The sequence below is a fragment of the Aeromonas lacus genome (assembly GCF_000764665.1).
Taxonomy (GTDB): domain Bacteria; phylum Pseudomonadota; class Gammaproteobacteria; order Enterobacterales; family Aeromonadaceae; genus Aeromonas; species Aeromonas lacus.
Map to the genome: position 1 here is coordinate 1 of NZ_JRGM01000027.1, position 13918 is coordinate 13918.

12 protein-coding genes and 1 pseudogene are annotated in these 13918 nt (G+C 59.7%); 7 read left to right on the forward strand and 6 right to left on the reverse strand.

Features of this window, described 5'->3' with window-relative positions:
- Positions 1-368: 368 nt before the first annotated feature.
- The 6 genes and pseudogenes from LG31_RS20285 to rnm all read right to left on the reverse strand — a co-directional run.
- A pseudogene (locus tag LG31_RS20285) lies at positions 369-734 on the reverse strand (transposase); the annotation flags it as partial.
- A 542-nt stretch (positions 735-1276) separates the two neighbouring features.
- Positions 1277-2200, reverse strand: coding sequence for a 23S rRNA pseudouridine(2605) synthase RluB (gene rluB / locus LG31_RS0104415; RefSeq protein WP_033113296.1), 924 nt, complete (start codon positions 2198-2200; stop codon positions 1277-1279).
- Positions 2193-2780: an SMC-Scp complex subunit ScpB gene (scpB, locus tag LG31_RS0104420; protein ID WP_033113297.1), complete on the reverse strand. Its 588-nt coding sequence runs from the start codon at positions 2778-2780 to the stop codon at positions 2193-2195. The genes rluB and scpB overlap by 8 nt, the downstream gene beginning before the upstream one ends.
- A 24-nt stretch (positions 2781-2804) precedes the next feature.
- On the reverse strand, positions 2805-3674 hold the full coding sequence (locus LG31_RS0104425) for a segregation and condensation protein A (RefSeq protein ID WP_033113298.1): 870 nt from the start codon (positions 3672-3674) through the stop codon (positions 2805-2807).
- Positions 3667-4287, reverse strand: a complete 621-nt coding sequence (locus tag LG31_RS0104430) for an L-threonylcarbamoyladenylate synthase (protein ID WP_033113299.1) — start codon at positions 4285-4287, stop codon at positions 3667-3669. The genes LG31_RS0104425 and LG31_RS0104430 overlap by 8 nt, the downstream gene beginning before the upstream one ends.
- 110 nt (positions 4288-4397) lie before the next feature.
- Entirely contained in the window at positions 4398-5279 is an 882-nt protein-coding gene (gene rnm, locus LG31_RS0104435; RefSeq protein WP_033113300.1) for an RNase RNM, read from the reverse strand.
- Between the two features lie 448 nt (positions 5280-5727).
- On the opposite strand from rnm, the gene LG31_RS0104440 reads away from it, so the two are divergent.
- From LG31_RS0104440 to LG31_RS0104470, 7 genes are all read left to right on the forward strand, one after another.
- Positions 5728-7362: an anthranilate synthase component 1 gene (locus LG31_RS0104440; protein WP_033113301.1), complete on the forward strand. Its 1635-nt coding sequence runs from the start codon at positions 5728-5730 to the stop codon at positions 7360-7362.
- Entirely contained in the window at positions 7355-7969 is a 615-nt protein-coding gene (locus LG31_RS0104445; RefSeq protein WP_033113302.1) for an aminodeoxychorismate/anthranilate synthase component II, read from the forward strand. Before LG31_RS0104440 ends, LG31_RS0104445 begins: the two co-directional genes overlap by 8 nt.
- Positions 7970-7979: 10 nt before the next feature.
- Entirely contained in the window at positions 7980-8993 is a 1014-nt protein-coding gene (trpD, locus tag LG31_RS0104450) for an anthranilate phosphoribosyltransferase (RefSeq protein WP_033113303.1), read from the forward strand.
- Positions 8993-10501 (forward strand): bifunctional indole-3-glycerol-phosphate synthase TrpC/phosphoribosylanthranilate isomerase TrpF, encoded by a 1509-nt coding sequence (trpCF, locus tag LG31_RS0104455; protein WP_033113304.1) that lies wholly within the window; start codon positions 8993-8995, stop codon positions 10499-10501. The genes trpD and trpCF overlap by 1 nt, the downstream gene beginning before the upstream one ends.
- Before the next feature lie 76 nt (positions 10502-10577).
- Positions 10578-11771, forward strand: coding sequence for a tryptophan synthase subunit beta (gene trpB / locus LG31_RS0104460; protein ID WP_005347359.1), 1194 nt, complete (start codon positions 10578-10580; stop codon positions 11769-11771).
- Complete coding sequence (trpA, locus tag LG31_RS0104465) at positions 11768-12574, forward strand: tryptophan synthase subunit alpha (RefSeq protein ID WP_033113305.1); 807 nt, start codon at positions 11768-11770, stop codon at positions 12572-12574. Before trpB ends, trpA begins: the two co-directional genes overlap by 4 nt.
- Positions 12575-13242: 668 nt before the next feature.
- Positions 13243-13632, forward strand: coding sequence for a hypothetical protein (locus tag LG31_RS0104470; RefSeq protein WP_033113306.1), 390 nt, complete (start codon positions 13243-13245; stop codon positions 13630-13632).
- The last annotated feature ends 286 nt before the right edge of the window (positions 13633-13918 follow it).

The window sequence follows — 13918 nt, forward strand, 5'->3', positions numbered from 1 at the left end:
CCTTATAAGGGTGTATGCATTCGAACTGATGCCTGCAAAACTCGGCTGGCAGGAGAAATTTTCAGGTTTAGAAAGCAACGCCCCCTGCACAACCATTTACTGGACTATGTGCAATACCCGGAGCTATTAGCAGGGTAAACACAAAGCAATCAAATCCGTGGTTGATGGCATCGCAGCTGGCCACAATGGCGGGCAAACTGCTGACATTGATCTCTGCCTCCCACCACTCTGATCCCTTGTCGCCTGAACAACGTCACCTGCTTCAACCATCGAACACCATCAAAGCCCAACCGTTCCAGAATGGGTCCAAGTTGGGCCGGAATATGACCCCGCTTGTCGGGCCGAATAGCACGGCCTGTCTAATCAAGCGAGTCGATAACCAAATCGGTAATACGTTCTTTTTGGGGGATGCGATAAGCCAGGGTCACCGTGCCTGCACGCTTGCTGGCATAGCTATAGTCCTGTGCGTACAACGGCACATTCATCAACTGGAGCAGAGAGTCGAGTAGTCCCTAAGTGGCCCGCAAAGTGAGGTTGAAAATCCCCTTGAGCATCAGGAATGTACAGATGGTCTGGTCGGTATCAAGCTGGCTGCGGCCCCGTCGTCCGTAATGGCTTTGGTGAAACCAATTGTTCATTGCCTCGGTATCAACCCAGAAGGTGAGTGAACCACGGTTGAGCAAAGACTTGTTATATTGAGGCCAGTTGGTGATGGGGTGAAGTGACGCGCCCATAATGCAGACTTGAAGATGATGGCGGGATCAGATCACCAAGTTCTCAGTTAGTTCCATTCAAGCTGTATCGATTTGGGCAACAACGCCGCAAGCAGAACTAATTCTAGTAAATAGCTACCGCAGTCCCTGAGCATATTTAATTGCTCGGCGACACTGCTGTAAGCCCAATAACAGTGAGACGCCCCTTCGGCGCGAGTCCTGTGTCACTATTGACAAGCAGAACTCTTCAACGAAAAACTCATGCATCCGGCATGAAAAGTTGCGCTTGGTACCCCATCCTATTATTCACCAATTCATCCGGTGTTGTGAATAAAAAAGAACCGTTTATCTGTTAACTGAGCCACAAAAATAACCACGAAATAAGAAAAACGTTTTTTCGTTGAGGTCAACAAATAAGCGGCCTTATTGATAAAAAGACAAATAAATATTTATTTGGCTAGGTAGTTATATTGTTAAGGATATAAAAAAGCCCGCACCTGTTGGTGCGGGCTTTTTGGCAAGGTTGCACACCTATTTAGGCGGGCGTTACAGGCACATGGCGCTTATTTGCTACCGGTGCCGGAGTTGCGGGTAGAGGCTTGCGGCTTGCGACGGGCGGTAGTGGCGCGAGCACGGGGCTCCTTGCCTTGCAGCTCCTTGTGGCGCTTGACGGCGCGACGGATCTGGGCGGCCTGCTTGTGGCGGCTGCTCTTGCCATCCTGCTGCAAATCGACCTTGGATTCGGTCTCCGGCGGCAGGTTGACCAGACCGCGCAGGTAGTTCACTTCCGGCAGCTTCAGCTCCTGCCAGCCGCCGCGCGGGATGCCGCGATCCAGCTTGACGTCACCGTAGCGGATCCGCATCAGGCGGCTCACCTGCACTTCCTGGGATTCCCACAGGCGGCGCACTTCACGGTTGCGACCTTCGGTCAGGGTGACGTTGAACCACTGGTTCAGACCCTCGCCGCCAGCCGGCTTGATCTTGTTGAACTTGGCCATGCCATCTTCCAGCTGCACCCCCTTGCGCAGGCGCTGCAGCATGGCTTCGGTGATTTCGCCAAACACGCGCACCGCGTATTCCCGCTCCACTTCGTGGCTCGGGTGCATCAGGCGGTTGGCCAGCTCACCGTCGGTGGTGAACAGCAGCAGACCGGAGGTGTTGACGTCGAGGCGACCGACCGCAATCCAGCGGGCCCCTTCCATCTTGGGCAGGCGATCAAACACGGTAGGACGACCTTCCGGATCGTGACGGGTACACATCTCCCCTTCCGGCTTGTGGTAAGCCAGCACGCGGCAGATCACTTCCTCTGCGGCACGGGTCTTGACCTGGTGACCATCCACCCGGATCACGGCGTTCACTTCGACGCGATCCCCCAGCGTGGCGACCTTGCCATCCACACTGACCCGACCTGCGGTGATCAGGGCCTCCATCTCACGACGGGAGCCGTGACCCGCGCGGGCCAACACTTTTTGCAGTTTTTCACTCATCGGGGTTACCTGATTGTTGATCGCTGCCCGTAAACATGGCGGACAACGGGGGTTGCAGCTCGGGATCCAGCTCGGGGAGCTGCTCCAGACTCTGCAGATTAAAGTAATCCAGAAACGCTCTGGTGGTGGCGAGCAGCTCGGGGCGACCCGCCACCTCTTTGTGGCCTATGCTGCGCACCCAGCCACGATCTTTCAAGGTATTCACTATCTGGCTCGAGACCGCGACCCCGCGGATCGCTTCGATCTCGGCCCGGGTGATGGGTTGACGATAGGCGATCAGCGTCAGCGTCTCCATCACGGCGCGCGAGTAGCGGGGCGCCCGCTCGCTCCAGAGCCGCGAGAGCTCTTCGGCATAATCCTGACGAGCCTGAAAGCGCCAGCCGGAGGCCACTTCCTTGAGCTCGACGCCCCGTTCGCTGTAATCCTGTTTGAGCTCCGCCAGCAGCAGTTGCACGTAGCGGGTGGTGACCGGATAGTCGGCCAGCACGCTGCCTTTGAGCTCGCTGACGTTGAGCGGACGCCCGGCGACAAAGAGGGCCGCCTCGATCAGCGTCTTTAATCGTTCAGCTGGCAGCGCCATTGGGCGTTCCTCGCAAAAGCCATCTCAATGGGCAAGACCACGCTTCCCCTCCTCACTCTGGTTGGCCAGGGCAAAATGGATCGGACCCAGAGGCTCGGCCTGCAAAATCCAGATCAGCTGCTCCTTGCACAGCTCCAGCAGCGCCAGAAAGGTCACCAGCACGCCCATGCGCCCCTCTTCGGCACGCAGCACCTGCTCAAGACGCAGGGTCTGGCCCAGCGAGAGCATGGCGAGGATCTCCGCCATGCGCACCCGGGTCGGGATCTGTTCGCGGCGGATCTGGTGATGCTCAAAATGAGTCGCGCGTTTTACCACACTTTGCATGTAAAGGGCGAGCTCAACCAGCGAAACATCGGGCGCCAGCGGCTTGAGATCGCCAAAATCGGGCGGCAGGGCGGCCGCGATAAAGATCTCCCGCTCCACCCGTGGCAGCTCGCTGACCCGCTCCGCGCCTACCTTGTAGCGCTCGTACTCCTGCAGGCGGCGAATAAGGGTGACGCGGGGATCTTCCCCCTCCTCTTCCTCCTCCAGCTCGGGCGCCTTGGGCAGCAGCAGGCGGGATTTGATCTCGGCCAGCCAGGCCGCCATCAGCAGATATTCGGCCGCGAGCTCCAGATTGAGCCCCTGCATCAGCTCCACGTACTCCATGTACTGGGCGGTGATCTGCAGGATCGGCAGATTGAGGATATCGAGCTGCTGACGCCGGATGAGGTAGAGCAGCAGATCGAGCGGCCCCTCGAAGGTATCGAGGAACACCTCCAGCGCATCGGGCGGGATGAACAAGTCCTGGGGCAGCTCGTGGTAGGGCTGCCCCAGGACTTTCGCGATGGGAGGTGTGACGCCCGCGCCGTTATCGCCGGTGCTGGTCGTCACAGGATCTGCGGTATCACTCAAACGGGGTCGGGTCTCCGGCACCGCGACGACGCACTACCGGGTCGTCGTCGGAGAAGTCCACGACCGTGGTGGGCTGCTCGCCCAGATAACCGCCGTTGACCACCAGATCGATCTGCTTGCCCAGCTTGTCGTAGATCTCCTCCGGGTCAAACTCCGCCATCTCGGAATCCGGCAGGATCAGCGAGGTGGAGAGCAGCGGCTCGCCGAGGGCTTCCAGCAGCGCCTGGGCAATCTTGTTGTCCGGCACCCGGATCCCGATGCTCTTCTTCTTCTCGTTCATAAGGCGGCGCGGCACCTCTTTGGTCGCCTTGAAGATGAAGGTGTAGGCACCCGGGGTGTTGTTCTTGATCAGGCGAAACGCGCCGTTATCGACTTTGGCGTAGGTGGAGATCTCGGAAAGATCGCGGCATACCAGAGTGAAGTCGTGGTTGGCGTCGAGACGACGGATGCGGCAGATGCGCTCCAGCGCCCCCTTGTCACCCATATGGCAGCCCAGCGCATAGCCTGAGTCGGTGGGATAGACGATAACGCCGCCGTTCTGGATGATCTGCACCGCCTGGCTGATCAGACGCGCCTGCGGGTTTTCCGGATGTACGTAAAAGTGCTGACTCATACCTTGTTCTCGCAATGGGGGCAGCAACATCTGCCCGCTTGATGGCCATGGAGCCGGGCTCCACGGCACTCACTTACTATTCTGCTTTAAAATTCGTCTCTTGCCGCCGGTCAGCGGCTGGCCACCAGAGCGGCATGCTCTTCCTGACTCAGCCCGAAGTGATCGGGAGAGACCAGCCAGAGCGGCGTCCCCTCTTTGGGCAGCCAGAGGTGGCGGCCCAGCTCGGTCCAGTTGGAGGGGAAGTGAAAATCGGACCCCACCGAAATGGCCAGACCATATTCGTTCGCCCACTGGCCCAGATTGGCCCGCTCCTGCGGGCTCTGCTGGGGCAACGAGACCTCCATGGCATCGCCACCTGCCGCCTTGAAGGCCACCAGCAACCGCTTGATCCACTTGGCGGTGAGATCGTAACGGCTGGGATGGGCCAACACCGCCAGCCCGCCCGCTGCGTGAATCGCAGTGATCGCGTCGCCCATCTCGGGCCACTGGGCAGGAGCATACCCCTTGTTGCCCCGGCTCAGGTACTTCTTGAATACCTTTTGCATGTTGTCGGCCACCCCGCGCGCCACCAGCACTCGGGCAAAGTGGGCCCGGGTCACAGCCGCATCACCGGCAAGCGCTTTGGCTTCTTCATAAGTGCCGGGGATGAGGCACTTCTCCAGACGGCGCCCGATCTCCTGCGCGCGCTCTTCGCGGCGGGCCTGCTGGCCGGTCAGAAAGTCGCTCAGCTGCGAATTTTTTTCATCCACCCCCAGCGCCACGATATGGATCTCGTGATGCTCCCAGCCGGTGGAGATCTCGACCCCGCTCACCAGTCGCAACGACAGTTGCTGGGCGGCGATAGTGCTGCGTGCCTCATCAAGACCGGCAAGGGTGTCGTGGTCAGTGATTGCTAACACCTCGACCTCTTTCTCGGCGGCGCGGCGCACCAGTTCGGCGGGGCTCAGCACGCCATCCGAAGCGGTAGTATGACAGTGAAGATCGAATCTCATCGGGTTATTCCGCTCTCGTGGTCAGGTCACCATTCATGAAAAATCGGTGAAAGAAGGCTAAAAAGCGACTTGACTTGGCCGCGGCTTTATCGTTTTCTGTAGGCACTTCATTGCAAACATCTTTTTACAGGACTTTATCATGCAAACGACTTCCATCCTGACCATTTGGTGGTGGCACACTCCCTGACATGCGGGCGTGTGGTCGTTGCTGTACCTGTAAACTGACAGCAAATTAAGAACCCAAAGAAAAAGCCCGCTGACCCCAGCGGGCTTTTTTATTATCCGGCAAATGGAGCTGTGATGAAACCGAGAATTCAGACAAGCGTAATGACCAGGCGATGGCGCCCCTGCTGAAACCGCCAGAACCCACCTCATTTTCAAGGCACTTTTTCAAGGTATTAGACGTCATGAACATCGGTAACACGCATCACACGCAAGGGAACGCACTATGACAGCCACGCACCGCCTTCCTCTGGGTGAATTCGATACCCTCAAACTCAACGCCCCCTACGTGGCCGATCCGCTGGCGCTCTACAGCGAGTTTTGCCAGCAGCGCCCCAACACCCTGCTGCTGGAATCGGTGGAGATCGACTCCAAGGCGGGCAAACAGAGCCTGCTGCTGGTCGATGCCTGCCTGCGCATCGAGTGCCGTGGCCGCACCGTGCGGGTGCGCGGCCTCAATGACAACGGCGCCCAGCTGCAGAGCCTGCTGACCGAGCGTCTACCTGCCGCCGTAATCCAGAGCCTGGTGGCCGGCGAGCTGCAGCTCGACTTCCCGGCCTCCGATCGGGAGCTGGACGAAGATTCCCGCCTCAAGGGGATCAGCGTGCTGGACGTGCTGCGCACCCTGCAGCGGGAGCTCGATTGCCAGCTGGGCAAAGAGGCCCTGTTTATGGCGGGCAGCTTTGCCTATGACCTCATCGCCTCTTTTGAAGATCTGCCCGAAGTGCCGCAGGGGAGCAACGACTGCCCCGACTACTGCTTCTACGTGGCCGAAACCCTGATCACCATCGACCATATCGAGCGCACCACTCAGCTGATTGCCTGCATCTTTGGCGGCGACAGCGACGAGAGCCGGGTAGAGGACAGATACCACCGCCTGAGCGAGCGTCTCGGCCAGTTCAAGCAAGCCTGCCAGCAGGCGCCGCAACAGGAGCCGGTAACGCCAGCCCTGACCGGCGGCATCTGCGTGGACAAGAGCGACAAGCAGTTCTGCGCCGAGGTGGAGAAGCTCAAGGGCTTTATCCGCCGCGGCGACATCTTCCAGGTGGTGCCGTCCCGCTGCTTCTCCCTGCCCTGCCCAAGCCCCATCGCCGCCTATCGCCGCCTCAAACAGACCAACCCCAGCCCCTACATGTTCTACGTGCAGGATGAGGGCTTCACCCTGTTTGGCGCCTCGCCGGAGAGCGCGGTGAAATTCTGCGCCACCAGCCGCGACGTGGAGATGTACCCCATCGCCGGTACCCGCCGCCGCGGCTTCAACCCCGATGGCAGCATCAACCGGGATCTCGATGGCCGCATCGAGCTGGAACTGCGTCAGGACGAGAAAGAGGTGGCCGAGCACCTGATGCTGGTAGATCTGGGCCGCAACGACATCGCCCGCATCTCCGAACCCGGCACCCGCTACGTCAAGGAGCTGCTGAAAGTGGATCGCTACAGCCACGTGATGCATCTGGTCTCCAAGGTGGTCGGCACCTTGCGTTCCGACCTTGACGCCCTGCACGCCTATCAGGCCTGCATGAACATGGGCACCCTCACCGGCGCACCGAAGATCCGCGCCAGCGAGCTTATTCGCATGGTAGAAGGCAAGCGCCGCGGCAGCTACGGCGGCGCGGTCGGCTACATTAACGGCGCCGGCGAGATGGATACCTGCATCGTCATCCGCTCCGCCTTTGTCAAAGAGGGCGTGGCCCATGTGCAGGCCGGTGCCGGGGTGGTCTATGACTCCAAGCCGCAAGCCGAAGCGGACGAAACCCGCGCCAAGGCGGCCGCCGTGCTGGCCGCCATCGCCGCCAGCCATGGCACCTCCCTGCAAGCCCTGAGCGCCCAGCAGGAGCAACATAAGGACGTGAGCCATGACTAACATCTTCCTGCTCGATAACTTCGACTCCTTTACCTACAACCTCGTCGACCAGTTCCGCTCCCTCGGCTATCCGGTGCGGATCTACCGCAACAGCCTGCCGGCGAGCCGCATCATGAGCGAAATCGCCGCCTGCGAAGGGGACGCCGTGCTGGTGCTCTCTCCGGGGCCGGGCGCCCCCCACGAAGCGGGTTGCCTGATTGAGCTGATCAAGCTGGCCCGCGGTCAGGTGCCCATCCTCGGTATCTGCCTCGGTCATCAGGCCCTGTGCGAAGCCTACGGCGGCACCGTCGGTGCGGCGGGTGAAATCGTCCACGGCAAGCGCTCCCTGATTGAGCACAACGGCCACGGCGCCTTCGCCGGTCTGCCAAGCCCGCTGCCGGTAGCCCGCTACCACTCGCTGGTCGCTACCTATGTACCGGAAGAGCTGACGGTGATTGCCCACTATCAGGGCATGCCCATGGCCATCGAGCAGCAGGATGAGCGGGTGCTGGGCTTCCAGTTCCACCCGGAATCCATCATGACCTCGGAAGGGGCCCGTCTGCTGACTCAGGCACTCGCCCATATCACCCGTCCAGAAAGCATTTTTTCGACACGCGGCGCGCGGTAAGGAGACCAACATGCATCATCATCTCAACACCCTCTATCAGGGTCAGTCTCTGAGCCGTGAAAGTACCCGCGACGCCTTCGGCCAGGTGGTTCGTGGCGAAGTGGATCCCATCGTGCTCGCAAGTCTCTTGACCGCCCTCAAGATCAAGGGGGAGACCCCGGAGGAGATCGCCGGCGCCGCCGAAGCGCTGCTGGCGGAAGCGCGCGACTTCCCGCGTCCGGACTATGAGTTCTGCGACATCGTCGGCACCGGTGGCGATGGCCTCAACACCATCAACGTCTCCACCACCTCGGCGCTGGTCGCCGCCGCCTGCGGCCTGAAAGTGGCCAAGCACGGCAACCGCTCGGTCTCGAGCAAGTCGGGCTCCAGCGATCTGCTGGACAAGATGGGGATCAAGCTCGACATGAGCCCGGCGCAGGCGCGCCGCTGTCTGGACGAGCTCGGCATCTGCTTCCTGTTCGCCCCCCAGTATCACGCCGGGGTGCGCCACGCCATGCCGGTGCGTCAGGCCCTCAAGACCCGCACCCTGTTCAACGTGCTGGGGCCGCTCATCAACCCCGCTCGCCCCACCTATCAGCTGATGGGAGTCTATGCCCCCGAGCTGGTGCGCCCCATCGCCGAAACCCTGCTGGCACTGGGGCTGAAAACCGGTATGGTGGTGCACGGTGCCGGGCTGGATGAAATTGCCATCCACGGCCCGACTCAGGTGGCCCAGATCCGTGACGGCGAGATCCGCGAATTTATGATCACCCCGGCTGACTTTGGCCTCGAGACCTATCCGGTCAGCGCCATTCAGGGCGGGGAACCGGAAGAGAACCGCGCCATCACCGCCGCCATTCTGGCAGGACAAGGCACCCCGGCCCACAACGCCGCCATTGCCGCCAACGTGGCGCCACTGCTGCTGATGGCGGGCAAGGCGAAGGATCTCAAGAGCGCGGCGGCCGAGGTGCTGGCGGTGCTGGCAAGCGGCAAGACGGCGGAGCTCGCCGCCCGGCTGGCTACCCTGAGTCATCAGGAGGCATGATGTCAGCCACGACTCTGCACAGCAGTCATTCAGAACGCCCACAGGGCAAGAGCCAGTTTCGCAAGGATAACGAGATGTCAGACCTTATTGCCCCCCATGCTTTTCTGAACATGGCCTCCATCAGCCAGACCATTCTCGGCAAAATCGTGGCAGCCAAGCAGGCGTGGGTCGCCGCCCGCAAGCAGGCCCAGCCGCTGGCGAGCTTCCAGAGCGAACTGGTAGCCAGCGATCGAGATTTCGTCGGGGCGCTCAAGGCGGGCTCCACCCGCTTTATTCTGGAGTGCAAGAAGGCCTCCCCCTCCAAGGGCTTGATCCGCGATGATTTTAGCCCGGAGGCCATCGCCGACATCTATGGCAAATACGCCACCGCCATCTCGGTGCTGACCGACGAGAAGTTCTTTCAGGGGGATTTTGCCTTCCTGCCGCGGGTGCGCAGCCGCGTCCAGCAGCCGGTGCTCTGCAAGGATTTCATGATTGACCCCTATCAGGTCTATCTGGCCCGCCACTATCAGGCGGACGCCATCCTGCTGATGCTCTCGGTGCTCACCGACGAGGGCTATCGCGCCCTGTTCGCGGTGGCCAAGGAGCTGGGCCTTGGCGTGCTCACCGAAGTGAGCAACGAAGAGGAGCTGACCCGCGCCATCGCGCTGGGCGCGCCGGTCATCGGCATCAACAACCGGGATCTGCGCGACTTGAGCGTGGATCTCGCCCGCACCAAACAGCTGGCAAAAGATATCCCGAGCGATCGGGTGGTGATCAGCGAATCCGGCATCAATCACCGCGCTCAGGTGGCGGATCTGCGCCACCATGCCAAGGGCTTTTTGGTGGGCTCATCCCTGATGGCCGAGCCGGACCTGGAAGCGGCAGTGCGCAAGCTGGTACTGGGCCAGAACAAGGTGTGCGGCCTGACCCGCGCCGAGGATGCCGCTGCAGCCCATCAGGCGGGTGCTGTGTTTGGTGGCCTGATCTTTGTTTCCAAAAGCCCGCGCTACGTCGACATTCCCGCCGCCCGCGCCGTGACGGCGGGCGCGCCGCTCGCCTATGTGGGGGTATTTCGCAATGCCCAACCCGCCACCATAGTCAAGACGGTGGAGGCGCTGGGGCTCGCGGTGGTGCAGCTGCATGGGGATGAAGATGCCGCCTATATCGAGGGATTGCGCGCGCTGCTGCCGACTGGCTGCCAGATCTGGAAAGCGGTCGGAGTCTCTCTTGGCAAGGAAAGTGGCGAGCCACTGCCCGCCCTCGACTACCCGGCGGATCGGCTGCTGCTGGATACAAAAGTCGGCAGCCAGAGCGGCGGCACCGGTCAGGCGTTCGACTGGAGCCTGCTGGCCCATCTCGACAAGAGCAAACTGATGCTGGCGGGGGGGCTCAATCCCGACAACGCCCTGCAGGCGGCGCAAGTGGGCTGCCTCGGCCTTGATTTCAACTCCGGGGTGGAGAGTGCCCCGGGCCAGAAGGATGCGCACAAGATTGCAGCCGCCTTCGGCGCACTGCGCCAACTGTGAAAAAGCGCTGCGAACCCGCTAAACACATGCACCAAATGAATGAATCGCTTAAGCCTATAAATACAAGGAATAGTCTATGACCCTGCTCAACCCGTTTTTCGGTGAATTTGGCGGCATGTATGTGCCCCAAATCCTTATCCCGGCCCTGCTCCAGCTGGAGAAAGCCTTTGTCGACGCCAAGGATGATCCGGCCTTTATCGCCGAGTTTCAGTCCCTGCTGACCGAGTATGCCGGTCGCCCGACCCCGCTCACCCTGACCCGCAATCTGACCAAGGGCACCAAGACCCGTCTCTATCTGAAGCGTGAAGATCTGCTGCACGGCGGCGCCCACAAGACCAACCAGGTGCTGGGTCAGGCGCTGCTGGCCAAGCGGATGGGCAAGAGCGAGATCATCGCCGAGACCGGCGCCGGTCAGCATGGCGTTGCCACCGCGCTGGCCTGCGCCCTGCTCGGCCTCAAGTGCCGGGTCTATATGGGCGCCAAGGATTGCGAGCGCCAGAAACCGAACGTATTTCGCATGAAGCTGATGGGCGCCACCGTCATTCCGGTGCACTCCGGCTCCAGCACCCTGAAAGATGCCTGCAACGAGGCGCTGCGCGACTGGGCCGCCAACTACGAGTCGGCCCACTACCTGCTCGGCACCGCCGCCGGTCCGCACCCCTTCCCCACTATCGTGCGGGAGTTCCAGAAGATGATCGGCGAAGAGGCCAAGGCCCAGTGCTTCGAGAAGGAGGAGCGGCTGCCCGACGCGGTGATCGCCTGCGTCGGCGGCGGGTCGAACGCCATCGGCATGTTTGCCGACTTTATCGATGAGCCGTCGGTGCGCCTGATCGGCGTCGAGCCGGGTGGTCACGGCATCGAGAGTGGCGAGCACGGCGCGCCGCTGGGTCACGGCAGCAAGGGAGTCTTCTTTGGCATGCACTCCTACCTGATGCAGGACAATCAGGGGCAAATTCAGGAGTCCTACTCCGTCTCGGCGGGGCTCGACTTCCCCTCCGTCGGCCCGCAGCACGCCCACCTGGCAGCCATCGGCCGCGCCGAGTACCCCTCGGTGACTGACAAAGAGGCGCTGGACGCCTTCCAGGAGCTGGCCAAATCCGAAGGCATCATACCGGCGCTGGAGTCCTCCCACGCACTGGCCCACGCCCTCAAGATGGCCCGCAGTGAACCGGAAAAAGAGCAGGTGCTTATCGTCAACCTCTCCGGCCGTGGCGACAAAGATATCTTTACCGTTGCCGACATTTTCGAGAAAGAAGGAACCTTGTCATGAACCGTTACGCACAACTCTTCTCCCGTCTGGACGCGGCCAATCAGGGCGCTTTTGTGCCGTTCGTGATGCTGGGTGACCCCACCCCCGAATTGTCGCTGGCCATCGTCGATGCGCTGGTGGAAGGGGGCGCCGATGCCCTCGAACTCGGCATTCCCTTCTCCGATCCGGTAGCAGACGGCCCCACCATTCAGGGCGCCGCCCTGCGTGCCTTTGCCAGCCACACCACCCCGGACGACTGCTTCGAGCTGCTCGGCCGCATCCGCGCCAAGTACCCGCAGCTGCCCATTGGCCTGCTGGTCTACGCCAACCTGGTCTATGTGCGCAAAATTGACGGCTTCTACGAGAAGTGCCAGCAGGCGGGCGTGGATTCGGTGCTGGTGGCCGACGTGCCGGTGCAGATGTGCACCCCCTACAAGGCGGCCGCCGACAAGTTCGGTATCGACAGCATCTTTATCGCCCCGCCCAATGGCGATGCCGAGACCCTGAAACAGGTGGCGGAGCTGGGTAATGGTTACACCTATCTGGTGAGCCGCGCCGGCGTCACCGGTGCCGAGACCAAGGCCGGCATGCCGGTGGAGGGGCTGATCAATACCCTGCGCGAGTTCAATGCCCCCCCCGCCCTGCTCGGCTTTGGCATCAGCGAACCGGCTCAGGTGCGTGAAGCGATTGCCGCGGGCGCCGCCGGTGCCATCTCCGGCTCCGCCGTGGTGAAGATCATCGAGACCCACCACCAGAATCCGGAGCATATGCTGACCCGTCTGAAAGAGTTTGTGGAAGGGATGAAGGCCGCGACCAACCGCTAAGGTCGGATAATGGGGTCAGCTGGTAGTGACCCCTAGTTGCCATTTCACATAACCACGCCATAACCATGAGAAACGGAGCCTGACCGGCTCCCTTTCTTTTTATCGCTTCTCCCCGCTTGCGGCTCTGAGCGTGTTGCCCCCTCCTCCCCTTGGGAGAGGGCTGGGGTGAGGGCAGCTTTGCATTCCCAACCAAATGAGTTGCTCACATAGCGCACGCCTTAATGACTAATTTATTGATCCAACAAAGATTTCCGCCAAAGCCCCCTTCTCAACTATCAGCATCGCCCTTAAGATAGCCAAACGACAATCCCTCTCTCGGGAGCGCACCATGGCTGCGATTGTTGCTATCTCGCAGGTTAAAAGCAGCAGGCTGGGAGCTGTCACTCAGGGGCGGTAGCGTGGTTTTTGTAGGTTGACGCAGCGTGTAACAAAGCCCAACAGGCGAGCATTATTACGCCAACCAGTTCGGGGTAAACAAGGATGTGGCAGACCCGTAAACCAGATCTACAGATATATTCGCGGTAAACGTTGGGCTTCACTTCGTTCAGCACCAACCTACAAATTTTAGCCAAATATACTAGATAATAAATGGTTCAAATATCTAGACTTGCTCACGGGATAGACTAAAACCATCCCCTAAACCAACCATTAGATTCATCGAGGAAAAAATGTCCACAATTGAATTCATTAAACCAATCAGCCCTGAAACGATGATTCCTGCTCGAATTATTGGTATTAAAGAGGGTGAGGTTGAAACTGAAATGGTTACTCTCCAAGTGTCAAAAATAGATCAGGTATGGAGAAAAGATAGATTTTCTTATTCTGGTTTAGGAGGCGCGGATAGAAAAGAAAGTAAAATAAAAGGAGTTGAAAACTGGATTTCCATCTACAATCAAGTTCACGCTCCAATTATTTACATCACAAACAATGACCCCCAGAATTTATTTTTTGTTGATGGCCGACACACGACAGCCTTTCTGACTGAATCCGGCTACAAAGAGGCTAAATTTATTATTCCTAGTATTCAGTTAAATATCATATTAGACTCTTTTGCATAGTCATACTTCATTCGGCACAGCGTAAAATACGGCCTACAAATCATCGTTCGAAACCGAGTTTTTTCAGTGGTCGCAGCGAGCATTATTGCACCAACCGGTTCGGGCTCAACAAGTATATGGCTGATCCGTAAAACAGATTTCAAATATATTCGCGGTAAACGTTGGGCTTCACTTCGTGAAGCATCAACCTACGATTTTTAGCCCAACATACGAGATATCAGGGCAGAGACGAGTTATATGGAAGGCTTTGCTATCGGATTAGTATCACCTTCTATCTAATTACTGT

What these genes read in the sequence shown, in the direction of transcription:
- rluB (WP_033113296.1), bottom strand. Translation starts at nt 2,200, where the DNA reads ATGAGTGAAAAACTGCAAAAAGTGTTGGCCCGCGCGGGTCACGGCTCC.
- scpB (WP_033113297.1), bottom strand. Translation starts at nt 2,780, where the DNA reads ATGGCGCTGCCAGCTGAACGATTAAAGACGCTGATCGAGGCGGCCCTC.
- LG31_RS0104430 (WP_033113299.1), bottom strand. Translation starts at nt 4,287, where the DNA reads ATGAGTCAGCACTTTTACGTACATCCGGAAAACCCGCAGGCGCGTCTG.
- rnm (WP_033113300.1), bottom strand. Translation starts at nt 5,279, where the DNA reads ATGAGATTCGATCTTCACTGTCATACTACCGCTTCGGATGGCGTGCTG.
- LG31_RS0104440 (WP_033113301.1), top strand. Translation starts at nt 5,728, where the DNA reads ATGACAGCCACGCACCGCCTTCCTCTGGGTGAATTCGATACCCTCAAA.
- LG31_RS0104445 (WP_033113302.1), top strand. Translation starts at nt 7,355, where the DNA reads ATGACTAACATCTTCCTGCTCGATAACTTCGACTCCTTTACCTACAAC.
- trpD (WP_033113303.1), top strand. Translation starts at nt 7,980, where the DNA reads ATGCATCATCATCTCAACACCCTCTATCAGGGTCAGTCTCTGAGCCGT.
- trpCF (WP_033113304.1), top strand. Translation starts at nt 8,993, where the DNA reads ATGTCAGCCACGACTCTGCACAGCAGTCATTCAGAACGCCCACAGGGC.
- trpB (WP_005347359.1), top strand. Translation starts at nt 10,578, where the DNA reads ATGACCCTGCTCAACCCGTTTTTCGGTGAATTTGGCGGCATGTATGTG.
- trpA (WP_033113305.1), top strand. Translation starts at nt 11,768, where the DNA reads ATGAACCGTTACGCACAACTCTTCTCCCGTCTGGACGCGGCCAATCAG.
- LG31_RS0104470 (WP_033113306.1), top strand. Translation starts at nt 13,243, where the DNA reads ATGTCCACAATTGAATTCATTAAACCAATCAGCCCTGAAACGATGATT.